Source organism: Psychromonas sp. KJ10-5 (assembly GCF_055808325.1).
Map to the genome: position 1 here is coordinate 2,765,097 of NZ_CM147864.1, position 24,738 is coordinate 2,789,834.

At 37.4% G+C, this 24,738-nt stretch carries 17 protein-coding genes and 1 pseudogene; 5 read left to right on the forward strand and 13 right to left on the reverse strand.

What is annotated here, in order from left to right; all coding sequences use genetic code 11:
• Positions 1-146 precede the first annotated feature (146 nt).
• The gene (locus AC0L3W_RS12165; protein ID WP_409438769.1) at positions 147-1,943 is read right to left on the reverse strand and encodes a sodium:solute symporter family transporter; all 1,797 of its coding nucleotides are present in this window, start codon (positions 1,941-1,943) and stop codon (positions 147-149) included.
• A 765-nt stretch (positions 1,944-2,708) separates the two neighbouring features.
• Here AC0L3W_RS12165 and AC0L3W_RS12170 point away from each other — a divergent pair.
• Positions 2,709-3,452: an oligogalacturonate-specific porin KdgM family protein gene (locus AC0L3W_RS12170; protein WP_409438768.1), complete on the forward strand. Its 744-nt coding sequence runs from the start codon at positions 2,709-2,711 to the stop codon at positions 3,450-3,452.
• Between the two features lie 196 nt (positions 3,453-3,648).
• Here the strand turns inward: AC0L3W_RS12170 and AC0L3W_RS12175 are convergent, their stop codons facing one another.
• The 3 genes from AC0L3W_RS12175 to AC0L3W_RS12185 form a co-directional block, all read right to left on the reverse strand.
• The gene (locus AC0L3W_RS12175; protein WP_290039583.1) at positions 3,649-4,374 is read right to left on the reverse strand and encodes a 3'-5' exonuclease; all 726 of its coding nucleotides are present in this window, start codon (positions 4,372-4,374) and stop codon (positions 3,649-3,651) included.
• Between the two features lie 23 nt (positions 4,375-4,397).
• Complete coding sequence (locus tag AC0L3W_RS12180; protein WP_290039585.1) at positions 4,398-6,260, reverse strand: putative nucleotidyltransferase substrate binding domain-containing protein; 1,863 nt, start codon at positions 6,258-6,260, stop codon at positions 4,398-4,400.
• A gap of 177 nt (positions 6,261-6,437) precedes the next feature.
• Complete coding sequence (locus AC0L3W_RS12185) at positions 6,438-7,151, reverse strand: FadR/GntR family transcriptional regulator (protein ID WP_290039587.1); 714 nt, start codon at positions 7,149-7,151, stop codon at positions 6,438-6,440.
• A 286-nt stretch (positions 7,152-7,437) separates the two neighbouring features.
• Here AC0L3W_RS12185 and AC0L3W_RS12190 point away from each other — a divergent pair, with 286 nt between their 5' ends.
• Positions 7,438-7,674 carry a DUF1059 domain-containing protein gene (locus tag AC0L3W_RS12190; protein WP_290039589.1) on the forward strand — a complete coding sequence of 79 codons (237 nt, stop codon included), beginning with the start codon at positions 7,438-7,440 and terminating at the stop codon, positions 7,672-7,674.
• A 91-nt stretch (positions 7,675-7,765) separates the two neighbouring features.
• Here the strand turns inward: AC0L3W_RS12190 and AC0L3W_RS12195 are convergent.
• Positions 7,766-8,062: pseudogene (locus AC0L3W_RS12195) on the reverse strand (thymidylate synthase); the annotation flags it as partial.
• A 315-nt stretch (positions 8,063-8,377) separates the two neighbouring features.
• Here AC0L3W_RS12195 and AC0L3W_RS12200 point away from each other — a divergent pair.
• On the forward strand, positions 8,378-8,791 hold the full coding sequence (locus AC0L3W_RS12200; protein ID WP_409438767.1) for a VPA1267 family protein: 414 nt from the start codon (positions 8,378-8,380) through the stop codon (positions 8,789-8,791).
• Entirely contained in the window at positions 8,788-10,944 is a 2,157-nt protein-coding gene (locus tag AC0L3W_RS12205) for an AAA family ATPase (RefSeq protein WP_409438766.1), read from the forward strand. The genes AC0L3W_RS12200 and AC0L3W_RS12205 overlap by 4 nt, the downstream gene beginning before the upstream one ends.
• A gap of 198 nt (positions 10,945-11,142) precedes the next feature.
• Here AC0L3W_RS12205 and AC0L3W_RS12210 read toward each other — a convergent pair whose 3' ends face one another.
• The 8 genes from AC0L3W_RS12210 to AC0L3W_RS12245 form a co-directional block, all read right to left on the reverse strand.
• A complete protein-coding gene (locus tag AC0L3W_RS12210) occupies positions 11,143-12,873 on the reverse strand; it encodes an ATP-binding protein (RefSeq protein WP_409438765.1) in 1,731 nt (576 codons plus the stop codon).
• A gap of 13 nt (positions 12,874-12,886) precedes the next feature.
• A complete protein-coding gene (locus AC0L3W_RS12215) occupies positions 12,887-14,143 on the reverse strand; it encodes an SIR2 family protein (protein WP_409438764.1) in 1,257 nt (418 codons plus the stop codon).
• 151 nt (positions 14,144-14,294) lie between these two features.
• Positions 14,295-16,196 (reverse strand): AAA family ATPase, encoded by a 1,902-nt coding sequence (locus AC0L3W_RS12220; protein ID WP_473573298.1) that lies wholly within the window; start codon positions 16,194-16,196, stop codon positions 14,295-14,297.
• 2 nt (positions 16,197-16,198) lie between these two features.
• The gene (locus tag AC0L3W_RS12225) at positions 16,199-17,956 is read right to left on the reverse strand and encodes a restriction endonuclease subunit S (protein ID WP_409438762.1); all 1,758 of its coding nucleotides are present in this window, start codon (positions 17,954-17,956) and stop codon (positions 16,199-16,201) included.
• Entirely contained in the window at positions 17,956-19,446 is a 1,491-nt protein-coding gene (locus AC0L3W_RS12230) for an N-6 DNA methylase (protein WP_409438761.1), read from the reverse strand. The genes AC0L3W_RS12225 and AC0L3W_RS12230 overlap by 1 nt, the downstream gene beginning before the upstream one ends.
• An 80-nt stretch (positions 19,447-19,526) precedes the next feature.
• Positions 19,527-21,980 (reverse strand): EcoAI/FtnUII family type I restriction enzme subunit R, encoded by a 2,454-nt coding sequence (gene hsdR / locus AC0L3W_RS12235; RefSeq protein WP_409438760.1) that lies wholly within the window; start codon positions 21,978-21,980, stop codon positions 19,527-19,529.
• A 142-nt stretch (positions 21,981-22,122) separates the two neighbouring features.
• Positions 22,123-23,526: a DEAD/DEAH box helicase gene (locus AC0L3W_RS12240; protein ID WP_409439628.1), complete on the reverse strand. Its 1,404-nt coding sequence runs from the start codon at positions 23,524-23,526 to the stop codon at positions 22,123-22,125.
• The gene (locus tag AC0L3W_RS12245) at positions 23,517-24,080 is read right to left on the reverse strand and encodes a response regulator (protein WP_409438758.1); all 564 of its coding nucleotides are present in this window, start codon (positions 24,078-24,080) and stop codon (positions 23,517-23,519) included. The genes AC0L3W_RS12240 and AC0L3W_RS12245 overlap by 10 nt, the downstream gene beginning before the upstream one ends.
• A 97-nt stretch (positions 24,081-24,177) precedes the next feature.
• Between AC0L3W_RS12245 and AC0L3W_RS12250 the strand changes: the two genes are divergently transcribed.
• On the forward strand, positions 24,178-24,390 hold the full coding sequence (locus tag AC0L3W_RS12250) for a helix-turn-helix domain-containing protein (RefSeq protein WP_409438757.1): 213 nt from the start codon (positions 24,178-24,180) through the stop codon (positions 24,388-24,390).
• The last annotated feature ends 348 nt before the right edge of the window (positions 24,391-24,738 follow it).

Below are 24,738 nucleotides of genomic sequence, written 5' to 3' on the forward strand. Positions count from 1 at the left end.
TTATTCACCTCATGCTCAGTCGATATCAAAAACAAAATAGTTAAAATAATTCGCCAAAGTCATAACAGAACATAAATTTTACGCAAAAAAAACGGTTAGATAATCTAACCGCTTTTACTATTTGCATTTAATAAACGCTAACCTGATTAATCCATTTCTGGTAATCGGTCTTTATCTGAATCATCATCATCTTCATTTACTTGGCTAACTGCTTTAACAAGTAGTAAACCAACAGCGAATACGATACCACCACATAATACGAAGATTAAACTTTGCATAAATGGGTTTGGTAAGAAGAACATTGCCATAATACCAACACCCGCTGTACCAATTAACATACCTAACATGCGACGTTGCTTGTTATCAAGGTGTGCTTGAGCAGCAGACTTATTATGAAGAGGCGTAGCTAAATTCGTGAAGAATGTATCAACGTCTTTCTCACGCTCTGCCGATAATGGTTTGTAGAAGAACATAGTTGCACAGAAGAAACCACCTGTAATAACAATGTGACCTAATAAACCTAGACCTACTTTCAAGTCTTTCCATTCACGACCAGTTAACGCAGTATCTAAGTTAAACCAGTTTTGGATATCAGTTGCTGAGATAACAAGACCTACATAATAAGACACACATGCACCAACAATTAATGTTGCCCATGCTGCCCAGTCTGGTGTTCTACGGATAAAGAATCCACAGAATGCTGGTACTGTCATAGGGAAGCTGATTAACGCACCTACATACATCATAGTATCAAATAAGCTCAACCCTTTTAGTGAGTTAATGAATAACGCTACTAGGATAATGATTAAACCAAACACTGTTGATGTGATTTTAGAACAAGTTACTAACTCTTTCTCTGTTGCTTTTGGACGTAAAACGACTTGGTAGAAGTTTTTAACAAAAATACCAGAGTTACGGTTTAGACCTGAATCCATTGAAGACATGGTAGCCGCAAACATCGCAGAGATAAGTAAACCAACCATACCAACAGGCATATATTCATCAACAAAGTAAAGGTAAGCATAATCTGCTGCTTTTTTACCTGCATCTGGATACATAGCTGTTAAATCAACACCTGTAGACGCTAAGAACCAACTTGGTAGGAACCAGATTAATGGGCCCATTGTCATAAGAACACAAGCTAATAGCGCAGCTTTACGTGCATTTTTAGAATCTTTTGCCGCCAGGTAACGGTAAGAGTTAAGCATGTTATTGGTAATACTGAACTGCTTAACAAAGATAAAGAATGACCATAATGCAAAAATACTAAAGTAGTTAATTTCAGTACCAACTAGGAAAGTTACTTCACGAGTTTGCTCAAAACCTTCAATGATATTAGAAATACCACCACCTTGATTAAGCGCTACAATCGCACAAGTAATCGTTACCGCCATGATGATAACCATCTGCATAAAGTCAGATGCGATTACCGCCCATGAACCACCCGTTACAGACATTACTAACACAACTATACCAGTTGCCCAGATAGTTGTTTCAATATCGACACCGAAAATACCAGAAGCGATAATAGCAAGACCGTTTAGCCAGATACCTGCGTTAATAACGCTGTTTGGCATACCAGTCCAAGTAAATACTTGTTCATTTTTGCTACCAAAACGTTGGCGAACAGCTTGAATAACTGTTACTACACGTAATTGGCGGAACTTAGGAGCGAAGTAAGCGAAGTTCATGAAGTAACCAAATGCATTGGCCATGAAGATAATCGCAACAGTAAAACCATCGTTATAAGCTTTACCTGCGGCACCAGTAAATGTCCAAGCACTAAATTGGGTCATGAAGGCAGTTGAACCTACCATCCACCAGAGCATGTTACCGCCCCCACGAAAGTAATCACTTGTATTGGTAGTGAATGTTCTAAACATCCACCCAATTGCAATAAGGAATAAGAAATAAACCCCTACTACTAATATATTAAAATCCATATCGAGACCCTTTAGTTATTTATAATTAGCAAAACCATATCCCAGAGAGAAGATTAATTGTATTACAATAATAAAAGTATGTGATTAAAATCATATTAAATAGGTAGGTATCGCAAAGAATATAATCTAGATCAGGTTTCAGTTAAGAAAATGCCGTCATATAATGGCTAAATTAGTTTACTTACTAACCTGAATATTTAGTCACGCCAATAACCCTTATAATAAGTTAACTATTCAAAACTGACACCAATGGGGCCAATCAAAACCTTACTATTACTAGCCTTACTCAATAACGCCAAAATAACAGAGCCAAAATGCCTTAACGTTAAAAAATCAAAAATAATTTCAATTGTTGCTGTGATCCAGCGCAACAAAAAACAGATCTTAACCTTAATTCATCATATTAATTGGTCACAAAAGTGTTACACAGCTCTCTATCCTAACTAAAACCCATACTTGTAAAAAAAACAAAAATAACATTAAACCACTGATAAATATCACATTTATTTTAAATCACTAAAGTAAAGAATTTTAGTACAAAAAAAGTTAGAGCGAACTCACAGAACAATTAGTCAAAAATTATGTATTCTATTTGTATTATGAAATGCCAATTAAAAGACGGTATTTAATAAATATTTTAAGTTTTAATATTTACGGAATCACATGTTTTTTGTTGTTCGTAAAATACATTTTGCACTGTTAATACCTGCAACAATAAAACTAAAAATATAAAAATTTTTATATTCATCAAACTGGAAGATAATCATGAAACTACAAAATAAATTAATTTTTGCTGTTGCAACTACAATGCTCTCTGGCGCAGCATCTGCTGCGACTATCGATTTCCGCACAGAATACAAAGCAGATAACGAAGAACAAGCGAGCCGAGTTAAATTAGGTAACAACTTCAGACCTGTAGAGGATATGAAAGACCTAAAAATGAACCTCAGTATAGAAATGAAGTTTGCTAGTTTCGATAAAACAGACACATTTGATGATACTTACCTAACTGAAACAGAATTAGATATGGGCTTAACTTACCGTATGGGTAAATGGCAAATCAAACCTGGCATGCCAATATCACTAACGGATCGTAAAAGAACCCTTAAACCACAAATACGTGTTGTTTATAAGTCAGACTTTGGTCTGCAGACTGCACTACGTTACCGTCATGAATTCGCTAACTACTCAGATCCAACTGATGGTGATACTAACGTAGAAACAGGTAATAAAGTTAACCGCCCTACTAAATCTAAAGTAACACTTACCGGTTCATACAAAGTGGAATCAATGCCAGATCTTAAGCTTAGTTATGAAGCAAACTACGTGAAATCATGGGATAAAGTAAAACAATTTGATAATAAAGATTGGGAATATGATGCAGGTATAATTGTTGGTTACCAATTTGGTGATTGGCGCCCGTTTGCTGAAATCTGGACTGTAGATGAAGGATCTAGCTCTAGTAAACGCCAAGCTCGTTACCGTGCGGGTATTAAATACAGCTTCTAGTAGCAATAGTCCATTGATACTAAGTTTAAAATGATTAATTGAGTCTGATCATTTAGAGCCACTTACTTGTTAAGTGGCTTTTTCATTTTTAAAATAAAAGACTAATTAGAAAACGATCAAGTACAAAACACTCTATTATCCACTATAAAATAGCCATCACTGATTTAATTTTTACCGTTTTACTTTCCATTAAAGATTATAATGGACGCGTGTAATCAAATTTCATATGTCGAACCGAAGAATCAGCTCCCTCGAAGTGTTGCTTAAGTAGTGCTAAGTACAACTCACCAGTAGCTAATGAATCAACTAGCGCACCATGTGCAGAATACTCAGGTAAATGATGGCGTTCACGTACACTACCAAGACGAAAATCATCAGTGCCATTATTATCTTTGTAAATATGTAGAGACTTTTCCATCTGTAAGGTATCTACCCACAATAACGGTAAAGGCGGTAATTTATAACGCTTCGCCATATAATGATTTAAAAAACGCTTTTCTACTATGCTGCCATGAACGATTAATACTTTGCCAACAGCTTCGGTTAACATTGCATCCAGCACCACATTCCATGCTTCGCCTTTTTCTAGCATTTCAGGAACAATATGATTGATCACTGCAGTTTCAGCTTTGACATTTTTAGCCGTATGAATCAATGTCTCTACTGCTTCAGATAACAACAACTGCTGATTAATTAAAGGCAAGTATCCCACACTTAATAATGAATCCGTTTTAGGGTTAAATCCTGATGTTTCAAAATCTAGTGACAAGTAATCCAATGAATAAATATCATCATCTAGGTCTGGTAATGGCGCTTCTAATAAGACACGTATGTTGTCAGGGACTTGGTGTGTTGACAAATATCGCTCTCGTTCACGTTGTAACTTATTAAGTGGATGAAAATGATTAAAAATACGACGCATAGTTTTTCTCTCTGACCTAAATATCACTGACGATTAAACTTCAATTTCGTATATTCTTGCAGATCTGCAATGATCCTAAAGGCATCTTTTAAATGCTTTCTTTCGAAGCTACCAAAAGCATTAGGATCGATGTGATTATCTGCTACTCGTCCTTCTTTTAACGCTGTAAATTGATGTGATAAACGTACTTGGGTAATAAATTGGAATGCCCCTTGTACATTTTTCAGCATATCTTCGCTTAATAAATTATTTTCATGTGCATGTTCAAAACGCGCCATGGTTTCGGCTTTTTCAGAACCTGACGACAACCCATAAATTCGAGCAAGATCGACCAACAAACTTAAAGCAAACTTTTTAATATTTAAGGTCTTAGAGTTTTCACCACTTTTTTCTAATACTAATGAATTAAAAATACCTAGTGGCGGACTTACTGAGACGGAATCTCGCACCATGGAAGATAAAAATACATGTGAAGATTTAATACTGCTGAAAAGGTGGTCTTGTAACTCTTTATTAAAGCTCTCATTACCATATAACCAGCGAGTTTCTAAAAATACCGTGGCATTTAACAAGCTATCATATTCTGGATTAGCAACCCATTTACTGTACGAGGCTTTCCACACTTTCAGTGGCATACACCACTTAGGATTAACCGCCATAAATTTACCGCTACACAAAGGGTATGCACAGGCGTCAAGGGCATTACATACCCACATTGCTAATCCCTGGAAATAGATGCGATCTGCAGCCGTTGCGTTATCCGCTAAAATAATCGCATTATCTTGGTCTGAGAGCATATGTACTTCATTACGCGCATGCGAACCCGCAACGATCCAAGCAAATTCACAGGGCGGCTTACCAAAATGTTCTTCTGCGATTTGTAATAGACGACGATTATAGGCATCCATAATCAAGGTCATTACATGGCCAATAATATCGCCACTCACTTTACCTTCTACTAACGCCTCAAAGATCGCTTGGCGTTCAGGAGTTAATTTAGATAAGTCAGCAACCGTCTTAGCATATTTTATTTTTTCAATCAGAAAAACTGCTTGAATCCTATTATTTCGGACCAAATGTGTTGTCGTTAATACCCCTAGTACATTATTACCCTCGACCACTGGTAAGCTTCGCACGTTGTTTTGCATCATAATTGATGAGGCTTTTAACACCAGGTCGTTAGGGGCTACAGTTAATGGGTTAGGCGTCATGATCTCTTTAACTGGTCGACAGTAATCTAATCCAGCCACAATAACGCGTTTTGTCATATCGCGGTCGGTAACTAGGCCAACTATTTGGCCGTTTTCAGTAATTACCGCTGTTGGTGAACAAACCGCCATAATTTGCTCCGCGACTTGCCTAATCGGCGTACTAGAGTCAGCAACCACAATTTTATCACTAGCCACTTCGGATACTTTTTTAACAAAGATACCTTTTTCACTATCTGACCACACCACGTCTAACGCAGAGTGTAAACGTACCTGTACATTACTGGCAAAATGCTCGGCAAAATCAGGGTACTCTTCTAAAAGATTTAATAGGTCAGAATGAGGAACCAAGTATAAAAGCGTATTTTCTAATGCGACTGCAGTGTAATCTTCCTGTGACTCTTTTTGTTCTGAAAGAAAGGTAAAGCCAAATAGATCTTCCGAACCTAATTTTGCCCGTAACATACCATTATGCTTGCGTTGCTCCATAGATCCGGTTCTGACGACATATAAATAGCGTAGCTCATGCTCTCCACCAAACTGAATCTGCTCCCCCTTCGCGAGGTAAGTTATTTTTATACAACAAGCAATTTTACGTTGTAATTCTTTAGGTAATTTATCGAAGGGATCAATCGTTGCTAGGAAGTCATGAATGTTCGGTATTAATGTTTGAGGCATAAGTTATCCTTTAAAAAACACTGTCATTTTAAGGCAAAAAGCCACCCTCCTAATAACGGAGAATGGCTATAAAATCATATTAGTTTTGCTAAATACTCGAACACTAAGCATCAAAGTAATTTACACCTATTAATTAAATATAGTTGGAATAAATAACAAAGCTCTCATGAAGAGATCTTAATCATTACTTGGTAAACGGCGTTTACTTTTACTTAATAGTTCAATATTAGCTTGTCTAGCTTTGTCTGCATCACCTGCCATGATCGCCGAATAAATAGCGCGATGTTCATTAATACAAGTGCTGCCTCTGATAGATGAATGTGTAATGAAACTCTTAAACATAGTGCAAAGTACATTCGCAAAAGGCAGATAAAAGCTGTTACCTGTTGAGAGAAAAATCAGACGATGGAACTCCATATCTGCATCTGTCCAGCTCTCTAATTCAAAGTCTTTGGAGATATCATCCATCTGTTGAAAAGTGGCAGACAATAAAATACGTTGTTGTGCAGTCGCATTTTCAGCTGCGAGTGCAGCAGCTTCAGGCTCTAGAGCGTTACGTAATGATAAGAAATCACGATAAACTGCATCGTTATCACCCAAACCAGTCAACCAATCTAATAATTGTGAGTCTAAGAAGTTCCAATTTTCACGGCTAGTTACTCGGGTGCCGACTTTTGGCTTGGATTCTAGCAAGCCCTTGGATGTTAACAATTTAATCGCTTCCCTTAAGGAGGTTCGACTTACTCTAAATTGTTCACATAAAGCCATTTCACCGGGAATAATCTCATTCTGAGCAACTTCCCCAGACAATATTTTGCGAGCAATTTCGCGCGCTACTTGCACATGTAAGCTGCGTTTTACTCCTGCTATTTCGACAAATGCATTCTGCATAAGATTCCTTCCTATAATAAAGTCACTTAATAGTAATACAAATAAACACTGTTTGGTATCAGTGTCATCTATCCTATTTGTCTTCTGTGATTTATATAGGGTAAAAAATTGCTTATTTTGTATTATATGTGAACTAATACTTTTAGTTTTTAAAAGGTTAACTTAGTTAAAATTATTTTCTAATAAATAAAATACAGGTGTTTTTGTTCACAAAATAACCATCTATGGTATAACCTATTAGGATTAGTTTATTATCATGAAGATAATGTAAAAGTAAGGGACAACGATGAAAACAATGACCTGTAGACAACTTGGAGGCGCTTGTGAGCAATCCTTTCAAGGAGATACATTACAAGACCTATTAGAGCAAAATAAGCTTCATATGGTAGAAATGATGATGCAACAAGATGAGCTACATATTGAAGCCAGTCGTAAGGTCAAAGTATTAACCCAGGATGTGGAAGCGAGTAAAGTTTGGTATGCAAATAAACAAAAACTATTTGATGAGTTACCAGAAGATTAACATTCAATCTAAATACTAAAAAGAGAAGCCTAATAAATAATATTAAATGAACATTGCTTATTATTAGGCTTTTTTACATCAATCACTCTCATTAAACAGAGAAAGGGTATTTAATCGCTTCGTGACACTGATACCCAACCACTTCAAAATCATCCATGGTTACCCAAGTTTCTAAGTCTTCTAATGAAGTAATTTTAGGATTAATTTTCAGTTGTGGTGATGGAAAAGGCTCTCTTTTTAATTGTACATCTTGCATCAACGCTAACTGATCTTCATAAATGTGTGCATTAACAATTTTATGGTACGCCTTACCTGCTTTCTTACCGGTTATTTGTGCCATCAATGCTAGAAACGCAAAGACTTGTACTTGGTTAAAATTTAGACCAATTAGCTTTAAACCCCCTAAAAAATGCATATTACGCCTAAGTGAGTGAGTGAAAGCAAAAAAATTGCTATGTGCATTTTTAACTTAGCACATAGCATATTATGATCAATGTAAAATAGCACCACGAAAAACACAAGTTTATGTGCTTAGAAAAACTTGGATCTATATCAGTATAAATTCCCTTCGTGACCGCGTCACAAACTGTTATGGTCTCTTATATTTTTTATTTGGAGAATGACTTAGCTATTTGTTAGAACTTAGTATTATTGAAAAGTAGTTGATATTATATACATGTGCATTTCAAAAGTGAGGTAACTAATGGCTAACGGACAACAAAAAGCAACCGAAAACCTAAGTTCATTTATCATCTGGCAAGCGACTATGACTGATGATGGGTTTAGACAAATTGTTTTCCGTGGCGGTCTTAATCGTGGTGAAATTGCGAAGGCGTGTGGCTTTGGTAAGTCAGCTCTTAATCAAAATCCGCAAATAAAATCAGCCCTTAAAACACTTGAGGATGATTTGCGAGCACGGAATGTATTACCTCAACTTAGTGAAAAAGCGAAAATTACTAAAGCAGAGCCTAAGCAATACGATAAAACAGCTTCTCAACGTATCAGGGAAGCCAAAAGAGTGGCAGAGTTGGAGCAGAAGGTCTTAGAGCTAGCAGCCCGTTTGAAACGCTTTGAAGAGCTTTCAGAAGTGCTTTTAGAAATGGGAATCGATGTATGATAACTAAAATGGATTTCCGTGTTACCAGTGTGTATCAATATGATAAAAAATGGGTTTGTTTTAGTGGTGTTCCACTACAGGCTGGTAGCTTCAAAGCTAAAACTGCAAAATGTATTGTGGTTGTTAAAACCAAGCCTGATATTTTGCCTATGGAACCTGTCACTGGTCAGCATTGGCGTATTACGGGTGTTATGGAATCCCGTAACGCGACACACGGCGATTTTATTATCACTGAGCTACATTTTATCGAACCAGAAAAACTTGAAGTAACCTTGCCACATGATGGTGAAAGTTTTATCCGTTTTATTGCCAAAGAAGCTGCTTTCAAAGGAATTGGAGAGGTCAAGGCGAGAGAACTTTGGTCTACTTTTGGCTCAGGCATATTTCCTGTTTTGGGCGCGAGAAATACTAGTAAACTTAGTGGAATACTTACTGACAAAGCCATTAATAGCTTGTTTGATGGTTATGAAAAGTACGCTAATTTAAGGTATGCCACTTGGTTTGCTGACCGAAAAATATCACCGCAAATTCAGCACAGGTTATTTAAGTTCCATCAAGGAAGTTCCATTGATGCGATTAAAGCGAATCCTTATCTATTGATCACGTTTGGTATGAGTTTTGAACAAGTAGATTGCATTGCACAGGCGAGCTTTGACGTTACACTTGAGGATGAAAGACGCTTAGTAGCTGCCGTCGAGTTTGCTCTTAAAAAATACGCGAGTAAAGGCGGTCATACCGTTGCATATCAAAACAATATTAAACCCGTTGTACAAGGCTTATTGAAAGATACCAAATTGACCAATAAAGCATTGGTTTGTGGTCATTCAAAGCATACTTACATTCTCAATCCCGAAACCGGTAGTTATCATCATACCTCTTTGTTGATCATGGAAAAAGTTGTAGCTAAGCGGTTACTTAAACTGGCTCAACAACCTTCTTATGCTACAAACCAAGCCCTTTTGACGGCTTACGATATAGCAACTCAAGAGTTACCCTTTCCTTTAGCTGAAAAACAAGTAGATGCCGTCCGCTTTTCATTAGATAGGCGAGTGTCATGCATTACAGGTGGCGCAGGTACAGGAAAAACAACTGTATTACGTACTGTATTGAGGGGATATCACGCTCTTGAATATGATATAAAGGCGATTGCACTATCAGGCAGGGCTGCCATGCGTTTACATCAAAGTATCGGTTTTGAAACGTCAACAATAGCCCGATTCTTAAGAGATGATCCTATTGAGGATGATGTTAAGTGTATTGTGGTTATTGATGAAGCAAGTATGGTTGATTTGGGTACGATGTACCGCATAGTGCTTCACACTAATCCAAGCGTAAGGTTTTTGTTTGTCGGTGATCCGAATCAGTTACCACCAATAGGCGCAGGCTTGATCCTTGCTGATATCGTGAAATCAGGTGTGATCACGACTACCGAACTGGATATTGTGCAGCGACAAGATGCGACAACGGGCATTCCAGAGTATTCGCGTCTAGTGTGTCAGGGACAAGTACCTTCTGAGCTATCCATTGGTAATATCCATTTCCATGAAGTTGCGCTTGATTGTGTTACTGAAACCTGTGTCGAATTATATCGCCAAAATCCGAGCGAAAGTAGAGTTATCGCGGCGACCAAGAAAACCACCCTTGAAGTCAATACACAGTGCCAAACACAACTGAATGCAACGAACCCTATTCTTAAATTTATGGAGTATGGCGATCAATTCACAACAGATCTGCGATTAAATGATCCCGTGTTGTTTACTCAAAATAACTATGAAGCAGGTGTGCAGAACGGTAGCCTTGGCAAACTAATATCCATTAAGCAAACAGATAATAGCCTTGGTATTGTGCGGCTTGATGATAATGGTGCAGATATACCATTAACTAAATCGCTTTTAGACTCTCTAGATGCAGGTTATTGCATTACCTTGCATAAGGCGCAAGGATCGCAGTTCAAACGGGTGATTGTTGCCCTTGGGAAAACTAAGATGCAGGACAGAGCATGGATATATACAGCGATCACGCGTTCAGAACTTGAACTTCACATTGTTGGCACAAGAACGCGCTTTGAACAGGCTGTACGTAGTCTTAGCGCCCATCATATCCGTAAGACCTATTTAGCTACGCTTTTAAAAGAGACTCAACTTTCTTATTAAATGCAATATGCTGCTCATGATTATCCGTTACATTACAAACAGTAAGGTTTGTAATTTTTACCACTACCATAAAGTCGTGGATCATTGCACCCAATTTTTTATAAGCGATTGAAATATCATTAACATTACAATGAATTGTTAGCCTTGATTTTCCTTCCGTAACTCCAAATGTAACCATTTATCAATTCAATCTCCATTCTAAATTCTCCAGCTACTTGAAAAGCTTGCACTTTTAGATGTTGGTTCATTATCTGGTTTTTTCATTTTTACTGTCATCGGGAATGGAAAGTCGACACCTAGAAGTAGTGCCTCACCTTGCCCTAACACAGGCAAAAAAGAAGCTGAACGTTGGTCTATTGCCCCAACAGCTTTTTTAACAATGTCTTGATCCAACTGGTTCGTTAACCTATGAACGATCAGCGTACCAATTTGGCTCAGTACATCTTCTGGTATGTCGCGTGGCCTTTGAGTGGCAATTACAGTATTCAAGCCGTATTTACGCCCCTCTTTAGCAATATTACCAAAAGCATCAAGTTCAAATCGATTTGTATCTTCACCAACTTTTTTATTAAGAAATTGATGTGCTTCATCGATAAATACTAATAAAGGTTGCTCATGGTTAATTAAACCTTTTCTTGCGGCTGACAAGAGTTTTCGACCAATAGCATTAACCAATATTTCACGCGAGTTTGCTTCAAAAGGAACCTCAGATAAATCTAAGCGAATTACCTTTTTATTACTTTGAGGAGAACAAAAATTATCAATTAAATTTGGAATTGTTGTAAGCGCCGGAGCAACATCTATCATCCATTTCAAATTAGGATTACTCGCATAAGCTTTAATTCTAGAAATAAGATTAAGACAATGCCCAACATCATTATCAGCACGATTTCCCCAAATAGTTTGATCTGGATTATTTGCATATCCACCATTAGGCCATACACACTCATTTACTATTTGATCTGCAATATTTTTGAAGTTCCAAGGAGTCTTGTGCATTAAGCCATTCATAGCCAATAGCGAATTTTCAAATGGTAATTTAGGTTGACCAGATTTAACTAAAAGCCAATTAGGCGTCATAGTTAATCCATGGTTTGGTTGTTGATAATATTGAGTAACTACTTTCTGACTTTCAATTGCTGCATCTAATTTTGGAGCTTGGCTTTGTGCCGATGGTCTTAAGAAAGCTCGAATATCTGAATCAGTAAATTGCCAATGTGGGAAAGTGACTTTATTTTCTGCGGTTGCACTTGGGTGATCGCCAACATAATAACTCGAGCAAGGTAATGAGCTATATTCACCAGTTGGATCTATTATAATCGCTTTACCACCTGCTTTTTGCACTTGCTCTATAATGTTTGTCATTGAAAAGCTTTTCCCGCCCCCTGTCGCACCTAAAATCGCACAGTGCCGTGAAAAAAGTTTTTCCGGTGTAACATGAATAGTGACCGAGTCATCATGGGGCAAATTAGCTAAAGGAAGATGAATCTGATTAATCAAATCATCCTGTTTACCTTCTGCAAGTAATGATACTAAATATGGGTGTGCAGAATAAATCTGACTGCCTAAGCGAGGGTGTTGTTTTATACCTTTGTAATTCAGGCCATTTGAAGGGTTTAGACTAACTAATATTTGAACTAATCCAATGGGATGATTTTCAGTAGGTTTGTCTGCCAACCCATCCACACTGAGGCGTTCACCACCTTCAATCCAGACTTTAACTAAACGTCCCAATATTGCTGTCTCACCGACATCTATAAAAACAAACTCATTTACTTCTCCGGCGGCAATTCTATTACCAAATGACCAACTAGGCTCACCAGAACCCGCTTTTGACAAGTTAACAATTATTTCAGTCGCAGAGACATTGATGACACTACCGATTCTTCTTGTAGAGTCGTAAGGTGAAAACCATTCTTGTGAGTCCATTTATATCATCACCTTATTTCATTTTTGCAGCTAGATTTTCAAATAACTTGAATAGATCGTCTTCAGGGCTTTTTGATCTTCGTTCTGGTAATAAAGTTGAAAACTGTTCAAAGGTTGAATCTAAAATCGCTATCCTACCATCACCATGATCTATTGCCGACTTCAGCAACTGTCTAATCTCACTATTAAAAGAACCATTTTCATTAAAAGGATCTTTAGTCGCTACCATCAACATAAACTCAGGGTTAGTTCGTAAAGCCATCGTTAAAGCATTATTGATATGTTTATCATTAAAACCAAAACCTAAACAAAGCACACCTGTTCTAGGCTTTTTAACTGCATCTAAAAATGATGTCATCATGTCTAAATATGGTGAGTCATATGAGGTCTGGTACTTGCTGCTGCTGGGATAAATAAAAACAGGAGAGCCAGTTGTACTATCCGCAGATATTTTCCTGATCCTACCATTCACTTTTCGCCAATCAACAGAACCGTGCATTTTGTATAACTGAAAAACATTAGGAAGGTATGCACCTTCACTACTTAATGATTGCGCTCTGTTCACTATGTCATAGTTAAACCACATCGGATTAAAATAGGAAGGATTTGAATATTCAAAACCATCTATGACAACAAACCCTGTATTTGATGCAGCATGTTCAAATGCTAAGTCATAATTAGTCGTGAAGAGTTTTAACCTCTGTTGCTGAGCTCCTCTTCGTCCAACGGCACGAATAAATTTATCATGGCTTATCCATTCGGCGGGTAGGGGGATTAAATCAGTAAAATTAGTTTTATCGAGTATTATTTGCTTGGCTTGCTCTAAGAATTTTGTTACTTGATTTGTTCTCGCATTTGACAAATTCCCAACAGCTAGAGATGAATCACATAGAGATAACAAAAGCTCAATATCAGCCTTAGCACTGCCATTATCTTCTTTAAGTGGTTGCAAATCATCGTACTTTGTCGCCTTAAGTACGAGCTTAAATAACTGCTCATCTGCTAAACGACAATATTCCCACAAGTGCCACATACTAGGTGCTATTGGTGGTTCTACGTTTGGCTTATTAAATGTCAAAGATGTACCCGAACCAGCTAATATTACTAAGTTATCGATATCGAGAATTTTATTAATAAAACGAAAGAATAGTTTTAATTCATCGTTTTCATCTTCATTATTTAAATCAATTTCAAAAGGTTCTCTGCGACCTGAAACATTATCTTTTTTTACGTCTGAAGAAAGAAATTTCACTTTTGATTGAATGTTCATTCTTATCCTTAAGTCTATTCTCACGTTATTAGCTAAAAAATTGAATTACATTTGTGCATAACAAGGACTGAAATTACATACATAATTCACCAATAATAACCCTAAATTTTTAAGATGAAATATGCTTCTAAATCGTCATTAGAAGTTGTTCTTAAGCGGCCTCAACATTTTCATCCTCAGCAATAATTGACTTGATTAATTCAAACATAGGTTTGAAAATTTCAAAGGCATGCTCTTCCAATTGAGGAACATAATCTTGGGCAAATTGGACTTTATTGCTATTAAATACGATTCGCTCCCCGCCACAAGATGTTTGTTCTTTCTTAAAATATATATCTAATAAATCTTCTTTATAGAAAAGTAGCTCCACAGCCATATGAGAGTCAGAACCTTTACCCCAAGGAGTATTATCCTCCTGTAAAACCTGTTTTTTCACAGCGGCAATGTTTGGCACTGGTAATAACATAGCGAACTGGTTAGTCATTACGTTTTTAAACTTCAATTGCCTAGTCAGCCCCTTAAAAGGATCAACCTCGATATCTTTCCCTTTCTTGGATATTCCATTCCAATCATCAAATGCCTCATCAAAATCAAAAAGAGCAAAAAACTTTCTTTCCGGATGATTTTGTCTAAGCTCTTCACGAGACATCAAATTTCTTAGAAACTGTCGGTCAAATGCATTGTGAATACAAAATGGCCTTGGTTCATCTTGATAGAGTTTTTTCCAAGCAATATCTAATATGTACTCATCTGAAATTCCTTCAGTAAACAATACTGGTTGGTCTGAATTCTTAAGGTATGTCGAGATACTCATTATCGTTTCATTTTCATCTAATAATATTTTATCTCCAGACAGAGCTTTAATTGCATCCCCTTTACATATTGTAACAATTTCAGAATCACCATTTTCTGCTTTTTGAATACTATTAAGTGTAGGTTTCGACGACGCCATTAGAGTTGCGGCACTATGACTAGTCATAAGCACTTGATTGGTTGATGCAGCCGGATCAGAAATACTCTCCATTTGTGAAAGAAAATCAAATTGCCATTCTGGGTGTAAAAATGAATCAGGCTCATCTAACAATGTAATACTGTTTTTTGACTTAAAGATCTCTGTTAACGAATAAATATAAACTGACTGGAATTGACCATCACTAAAGAAATCCAAATCAATTTCCGTACCGTCTGTAAGCATCAAATCTGCTTGAATATCATCTAACATTTCGAGTGTCTTCAAGTTATCAAACATACCAAATAAACTTGCTGAATCTAAGCCTGAGAATTCCTCTTGGAACAACGTAATATCAATCTTAAGTTCATAATGCCGCTCTACACCGTTATAGATATCTCTATGTTGAAACTCTCCCCTGATACATTTCTGTAGGCGATCTACGAACTCTTTTGGCAAGGCTTTAAGCCCCCAATAATGGGTTCTCGTATCAAACTCTTCTATTGTTACATCTTTTGCATAAGTTTTTCGTGGCCGTTTAAGCTTAAGAGTAATGGACGTTTGCTCTTCGCGTAATCCAAGCTTCTCGAAAACAAATTTTCTTGCTTGATTATCTGATGGCAAACAAATAATTAAGGATAATAAAAGTTGCTTATACTCTGTTCCAATACCAATGAATATTCGGCTATCGTCAATTTCTACCTTATCAATATTTCTACGATAATTACGTTCATATTTATCTAATAATCCCGAAATATTTGAGTTTTGTCCTGAATAATAAACCAACACATTGTCAGGGAAGTAGTTAATATCACCCCCATCTATATTAGAAGATAATTTTTGTTGGTCGTACTCCCAATAAACATATTGCTCATTAATACTGTAACCTAATTTATACGCAAAACTGGGAGCAAAAGGTTCTGTTCTATTTTTTATTTTGACTTCATATATATGTCGGAATATATCTAATAAAGCCTCAAAAAAGTTAGATTTCCCAGAACCATTTTTACCAACAAAAAGTTCTAAAAATGACGCTGATTCAAAATCTAGATTTAGATTTTTTAAGTTTTTGTATTCACTTATAAAAATAGAATTTAAACGCATTATTAAACAGCCTTTTCAACAATTACATCAGCAAGGTGAAGCCGGGTTTGTTGAGCTTCGCTTATTCGTGATTTTAGTTGTTCACAAATATCCATTAAATCTTTAACCTTGCTTACAATTCGTTTTTGCTCCGAAGTTGGGGAAAGAGGGAAAGCAAAACTTCTAACTTTTTTGCCATTCAATGCAGGTTGTGCTCCTCCATGTCCCCCTCTTCGATGGGATTCATATTTACTCTGCGCCCACAACAACACGTACTCTGGAATCACATATTTTTCATTGAAAACAAATGCAGCAATATTTTGGTTTGTACAAGCATCAATACCAAGTAAAGCTGTTTGTCCTCTAGTTTTACCTTGACCTATGATTGCCATTAGTACACTACGGGAAGGAATAATTGTTGTACTTGAATTATTAAAACCATCCTCAGTAATTTTTTCTGCTGTGTCAGTTATTATATTATTTGCAACTTCACCAGATGATACCCACGGTATATTACCTTTCCAGTACTTTGCTTCATGCCTACTAGGGGTACTACCTAGCCTAATATCGGCAAAATCTTGAACAACAATACTTTGCCATGATAATGGGATATTTTTCAATTCTCCTATGGGAGTTACAGGTGGATGTTTTTTGATTTTCTTGTCTTTAATTAACTGCGTTTTTTCGGCGGCGATGCGTTCCAGTAGTTTTGAAGCTGGCTCATCCTTTGAATCTTGCGGGACAAGTTTGCCCATCACGGCGAGTTGCAGGATGGTTTGTTTCAGCTGGTCGATGCTGTTCTCTGTGGTAAACAGGGTATCGAAGAACTCACTGACACGCGCCCAGTTTTGATTTAGATCGTTAGCATTTTTGCTGTCGGTTAAGGTGGCCAGTAACACCTCCACTAAGGTTTTATGGGCATCAATGCTTGATTCTGTTTGCTGTTCAAGCTGATCACAAAGCACCATCAGTTCATCAACTTTAGCAACGATACGGTGTTGTTCAGCTAGTGGGGGAATGGAGATCACTAGGGGATTAAGTTTTTCCAGTGAAATATTAGCGATATTTGTTGTTTGACTGGCACTTCCTATGAGCGTTTCACGAATATTCGGTGTTCTTAATAAGGTCATTAAAAATGAAGAGTCTATTTCAAAAGGCCTTATGACACTAAGGAAACCCCCAAAGGTGGCCTTAATAGTTGGAATCGAATGTGTATACGAGACTTTGCCAACTAACTCCCTACTATTTGCCATGGACATAACTATGTCACCAAATTCTAGGTTCTGTTCCTCTTGCTTTATGAATGATTTTTTGACATATATCAAATCATCCCAATCAATATTTTTTTGTACATTTGCAGTACGTAAACAAGCAATATTATCACCTGAAGGTGTAAACTCTTTAGCACTTGCAGGAAAAGTAATACCTCGAATTATTTCAACGACTTCGCCTAATCGGCACCACTTCCAACCAATAGGTAAGTTAAATTTGCATTCGTCTTCTGTTATTACTGGTAATTTTTTGGGTTTCTTTATTCTTTTATTTTTAACCAATAGTACTTTTTCGACAGCTATTCGCTCAAGCAAAACTGATGCAGGCTCATCATTAGGATCTTGCGGCACTAACTTACCTCGCACGGCTAATTCTAAAATGAGCTCACGCAGTTTTTTAATGCCATATAGCTCTATTTTTTTGCTTGAGCCACGCCCAGTTGCTGATTTTGTATTGATCGCCGCAGTCCAGGTATTGATATTGTCAGTAATAAGGTTTTCAATCGCCATTATTTAGCCTCATTACTTTCTATTGAACTGTTCGATGATGAAAGCGCATCACTAAGGATATCTTTAAGCTGATTGCGCAGTTCACTGATCTCCGCTTGCTGCTGTTTGTAGTTGGCTAATAACTCCTGCGGATCATGGTTGATCACTTCACCTTGATAAGGGTTTTTAATATCGAGGTTAAAGTTACGCTTAATGATTTCATCAATTGAGACCTTCCACGCCTGATTGTTTTCAACTCGGCTTGCAAAACCATCTTGTTCATTACCCCACCAATCAAGCTCGGTGCTGAACTCTTCAAACTTCATCGGTTTGGTTTTATTATAGTTTTTCACGCCTTCTGGATACGGGTGCTCATAGAACCAAACGTCTTTCGTCGGTGTGCCTTTGGTGAAAAACAGGATATTGGTTTTGATGCCTGTGTAAGGATTAAATACACCGTTTGGTAAACGCACGATAGTATGTAAGTTACACTCTTCGGTCAGCATTTTTTTGATCTTGGTTTTAACACCTTCACCAAATAGCGTGCCATCGGGTAGAACCACGGCTGCACGACCACCGTCTTTGAGTACTTCAATAATTAGCTGTAAGAATAGATCTGCCGTTTCACGGGTTTGCATCTCGCTTGGAAAGTTTTTCTCGATACCATCTTCTTCGGTGCCACCAAAGGGTGGATTAGTAACGATCACATCAAATTCTTGCTCCCAACTGGACAGCGGTTTATTTAATGTATTGCCGTGTTTAACTTGTACGGGAACCTCAATACCATGAAGCATCATATTGGTGGTACATAACAAGTGTGGCAGCTGTTTTTTCTCTACGCCGTGGATTTGCTTCTGTAGTGTTTGGTGATCTTCGGTGGTTTTTACGTAGTTTTCTTTTACATGATCAAAACTACAAGCCAAAAAGCCACCCGTACCACAGGCGGGATCTATAATTGTCTCTCCTAATTTTGGATCGGTGACTTCAACAATAAATTTCGTGATCGCGCGGGGGGTATAAAATTCGCCCGAATTTCCTGCGCTTTGTAAGTCTTTTAATATTTGCTCATAGATATCACCAAACAGATGCCGTTCATTAGAATCTGTAAAGTCTATTTCGTTGAGTTTATTGATCACCTGACGCAATAGCGTACCGTTTTTCATATAGTTAAAGGCATCACTAAATGCAGCCTTGACTACATGACCACGCGGATTAAGCGCAATTGGTGCCGTTATATTTTTCAGACTTGGGAAAAGATCATCATTAACAAAGTCTAATAACTCTTCACCAGTAATACCCTCTGCATCTTGTGCCCAGCTACGCCATAGATATTGCTCTGGGATCGGTGCTTTATAGTTATCTAATTCCAGTTCTAATTCTTCCTCTTGGGCATCAAATACTTTGAGAAATAATAACCAGGACATTTGCCCTAAACGCTGTGCATCACCGTCGACTCCGGCATCTTTACGCATGATATCTTGAATGGATTTGATTGCTGAACTGACTGACATAAACTTCTCTTTAATTATTGTATGATCGTCGAGTATGTTGCTAGTTAACAACACACTAGACGTTTATTTTGTATGTTAAATTACGCGGTTTGCTGTGTCGGCTGGTAAATTTCCGCTTCTAATTCACTGATTGCCTGCTCGTATTGTGATTTACCACCGAAGCCTTTTTTGATAATTTCACTGAGACTGCCAATTTGATTAAAAGGCTGAACTTTAAGCACTTGCATACTTTCAATCTCTTGCACACCAACATCAGCATATTTATTAAGAAGATTATCTAACACGGTTTGTGCTGTGTCAGAATATTTGGTGAAATAATTACGCTTTTTAACGTTGTTTGCTCGTTCCTTGCGAGTTAATGCAGGTTGATCATAGACAACATGACAGATCATATCAAAGGGGTCGAGCTCCATTCCTACTTCTTGGGTCAATGCTTCCCAAATAATCCCTACCTCCTCTAACTCATCGATCACGGTTTGTTTGCGATCTGCCGTATTCCAACGTTTAACAAATTCGTCTAGCGAACTAAACTGACTGCCCATTGTTTTGCGGGTGTAATCTTTAAATGATTCTGTCACTAATTTACCATCGGTGTCGTAATACTGCACACGCTCGGCCATCTTTTTAACGGTCACACCAGAGACATGAAACTTAATAAAACGTTTTTCTTCATCATCATCGGTTATTTCACCCCAATCATCGTTGTTGATTGGTAATTGATCATCCGTTGTCCCATCCGTTTGTGCGTCATAATCTGAGGGAGGATTTTCTGTTATCGTGTTTTCGTCATCGGGATGTTCTGGCGGAGTCTCAATATCACCATCACCCTCGATAATCTCTTTAGGCGCTCGTACCATTATTTGTACAGGCTCGCCATCAAAGGTTTCATCGGCAAACAGTTCAGTTGCTTTTTTAAAATCTAAAATAGTGAACCAGAGTTTATTGTATTTATCATTAATGCGCGTACCTCGACCGATAACCTGTTTAAACTTAGTCATCGATTGAATATTTTGATCAAGCACGATCAGTTTACAGGTTTGAGCATCAACCCCCGTGGTCATTAATTCAGAGGTTGTGGCTATCACCGGATAAGCTTTTTTAGGATTAATAAAGTTATCAAGCTGCGCTTTACCGATTTCATCATCACCCGTGATCTTCATGACGTACTTTTCGTTTTTAGCGATCTGCTCTGGATTTAAATTCACTAAAGCACGGCGCATACGCTCGGCATGATTAATATCGTTACAAAAGATAATCGTTTTTGCCATGGGGTCGGTACGTTTTAGATAACTGGTTACGGTCTCAGCCACTAACTGAGTACGCTCATCAATCACTAAGGTGCGATCAAAATCTTTTTGGTTATAGATGCGATCTTCAATCAGTTCACCATTTTTATCTGTCTGACCTTTTGTTGGTCGCCACCCTTGTAGATCGACATCGATATCAACGCGCACCACTTTATAGGGAGCAAGGAAACCATCTTCAATTCCTTCTTTTAATGAGTAGGTATATACAGGCTCACCAAAGTAATCGATATTAGACACTTCTTCTGTTTCTTTAGGCGTTGCCGTTAAACCAACCTGCGTTGCTGCGCTGAAGTATTCTAAAATTTCGCGCCATGCACTGTCATCAGCCGCACTACCACGGTGGCACTCGTCAATAATGATCAGATCAAAGAAGTCAGGATCGACTTGCTTAAATGCCTTTTGCTCTTCTTCTGGTCCTGTTAGTGCTTGATACAGTGCAAGGTGAATTTCATAGGCGGGATCAACGGTGCGCTTGGTGACTTTGGTTAACGCTTCTCCAAAGGGTTGGAAATCATTAGTTTTGGTTTGATCAACCAGAATGTTGCGGTCAGCTAAAAATAGAATGCGTTTTTTTTGCCGCGATTTCCATAGACGCCAGATAATTTGAAAAGCGGTATAGGTTTTACCTGTCCCCGTTGCCATCACTAATAACATACGTTTCTGACCACGAGATACTGCTTCTATGGTTTTATTAATCGCTTGAAGCTGATAATAACGTGGTGATTTGCCACTGCCATCATCATGATAATCTTGGGTAATGAGTGGTAGCTGCTCCTCCCTAAAACCTCGAAAGACACAATACTTATTCCATAAGTCAGTGGGCGTTGGGAATTGTTCTAAACTAATTTCAGTTTCTAACTGCGCAGGGTTGGTTTTATCATGAAAAATATAACCGTCACCATTGGAAGCAAAGATAAATGGCACCTCAAGCAGACGCGCATAATCTAGCCCTTGTTGCATCCCTTTACCAACATCATGCTTATTGGCTTTGGCTTCAATGACAGCCAGTGGCATATTAGGTTTGTGGTAGAGTACGATATCAGCCGATTTTACGGTTTTTCGCATACCGATTTGACCACGCACAATCACTTGACCATCACGCAGTTTCACCTCTTGGCGGATTTGCGTCATATCATCCCAACCTGCATTTTTTATGCTTGGGAGAATGAATTTTGTAATGATATCTGTTTCAGTGAGGTTTGATTTTTTAATTGTCTTTGTCTGCATGAAATAAAACCACCAAATCGCTTAAGCTTCAATGAGTTGTATTATGCATGATTTTAGATGTCTTTTACATGAAATTGAGCACGCTTTATGATGGGATGTAGGAGGAAGATAGTACTAACTCTGTATTTTCCGCTCAATAAAATCAAAGAGGAGATTCAAACGTTGCAATAATTTGTTCTCTGAACATGCCGAGCATTTCAATCGAATGTTGAAATACGTTTGAGTTTTGATCTGCGAAGGACTTTTCGGAATTATTTAAATCAGTTGATTCATTATTTGCCGGTTCATCCCATTCAAATGGTTGTTCTCTTAATTGCTCTGTTTTTTTACGAGTGGTACCTGACTTGTCAAATTCTTCAATGGAAAAATCTTCATTAATAACAACATTGTAATCAGGTAAATCATCTTTGATACGATTAGCGAATTCAGAAAGTTTTTTTTCGGCAAAGGTGTATAACCATGCTTCTTGATTTTGTGCTTCATTAATTCGTAAGATGCGACCTAATACTTGCCTAAAATACAATTCTGTTTTTATTCGACTCAAATGACAGCAAACCTGTAAACGGGGAATGTCCGTGCCTTCAGATACCATTCCAACACTTACAATCCATTGAGTATTGGAATACCTAAATTGATCAATAATTTCAGATGGTTTAACCTGCTTATAGGTCACCAAAACAGCTGTCTGGTTAAATGTTTCTCGAAGTAGTTTAATAATTTGAACTGCGTGCTCTACGGATGATGCTACGGCTAGCGCTCCTGCATTGGGGTTACAGCTGCGTATTAGCTTTAACTTATCACACCCTCGCTTGAGGATATCTTTCATTACATAATCATTAGTAATAACTGACTGATACGAAACGATTGATTGATTTAATAACTCTTGAAGACCTGTAAATACCTTCTTTTGGTTATCTTCATCTGTAACAGATATTTTTTCGTTATCGATTAATACTAAGGTAGGTATCCGGCAAACACGATCTTGCACCGCATCTTTTAGACCATAGATATAATCACACTGAATTAACCCATCAGGATCGCTGTAGTTCGATAAAACTATTGGTGCATTATCAGATCGCCATGGTGTGCCTGTTAACGCAAGGGTAAACGTTGCTTGCTGTTGAATGTTTTGAATTATTTCTTCACCCCATGCATTTGCATTTTCCAGTGAAGATCCTGAACAATGATGGATTTCATCAAACACGACCAATACGCGATTATTTTTAAGCAATTGCCAAAAATCTTCTTTAAAAAACATTATATTTTGGTAAGTATAAGAGCAACCAATAGCACCTATCACACCATCAAATCGAGCGCCAAACCTTTTAGTAAAAGTGTAAGTGATACTTTGAGATACTGTACTTGAAGGAGAAAAACAAAGAACAAAATCAATTTTATCTTGTTCGTATAGTTTTGCAGCCACTTCAGCCGCCATTACGGTTTTTCCTGCTCCTGGTGTGGCTAAGCATAAAAAATGCTTACTGATTTCTTGATAATGATCCAGTGCTAACTTAATGCTCTCGGCTTGCCATTTTCTTAATTGCATTGTGCTTCCGATTGAATCGCTATGATTGTTTGGATAGCTTTTATTTTTCCTAAAAGTTTTGAGCTTTTATCACGAGCTAGGTGGTACTTCTCACTAAGTTGCTCTTTCATTTCAGGAACAGAGTCTAATAAACGGATGTATTCTTCCGATTCGCCAATAGCGGACATCATGTCAACTTTGTATTCATTTAAGGTTTCTTTCAATTTTTCTATTGCAGAATTTTCTAGAATTTTTTCACTGGGTATTAGTAAAGGTTTTTTATAGGAATCTTTCTTTGGAGGGGAAGATTCCCCAGAAATAAAATTTACTTCATTAAATAAATCAGTTTTTTTGTACATTATTTTGTGTGAGTTTTTTTTACCACTTTTACTTAACACACCACATTTAACCAATCTCAGAATATGTTTATAAACATATTTACGAGCTTCAATCGAGCACAGAGATACCTGTGAATGTTGCAGGTACTTATCTCTAAGATTAATTACTGTAAATTTATCAAATGTTTCATCTTCTAAAATCTTAGTAAGAAGAACATTCATTTTTATATTTTTCATAAGTTTTATCATACCAAATTCAACACGCTCCGATAGCGGAGCAATTCTAGGATTTTTCTCTGTGACAATCAAGTTCTGATAACGGAGCAAAAAATCGATGAATATTGTTGGTAAGAATGTTAGAAAAATCCGAGAAAAAAATGACTGGACTCAAGAACAATTAGCAGCGAGATGTAATTTGTTAGAGTGGAATATAAGCCGAGGAACTTTGGCAAAAATTGAGGCTAAAGTGAGGCGTGTTACTGATGTTGAAGTGGAGTTATTGGCTGAAGCTTTGGGAGCGAATATAGAAGCGTTATTTTATTGCTAATTAAGATAGCGTACTTCGTTTGGTTATTCGTTTAAAAGCGTCGCCAAATAAATATTGCAAAAATATAATAAACGCTAAGTTCAATAGTATTTAAACAGTTTTTGTAACCATTCCATCTAACTCATAGTTAGTCCAACCTTTTTGGTAAATGATTGCGATAAAACAACTCTGCTCTTGGCAAGACCTTTATCAATTTTTTCCTTAAACTATCGACTATTCGCAACGTCATTTCGCCATACCAAAAATTCGCCCCTAATTTAGAGTCGCTTTATTTGAGTTTGCTACAAAAACAATGCTGGTAGCTTTACTAGTACCTCCCCCTGGACATAAATGGCTTAGAGTTAAAAC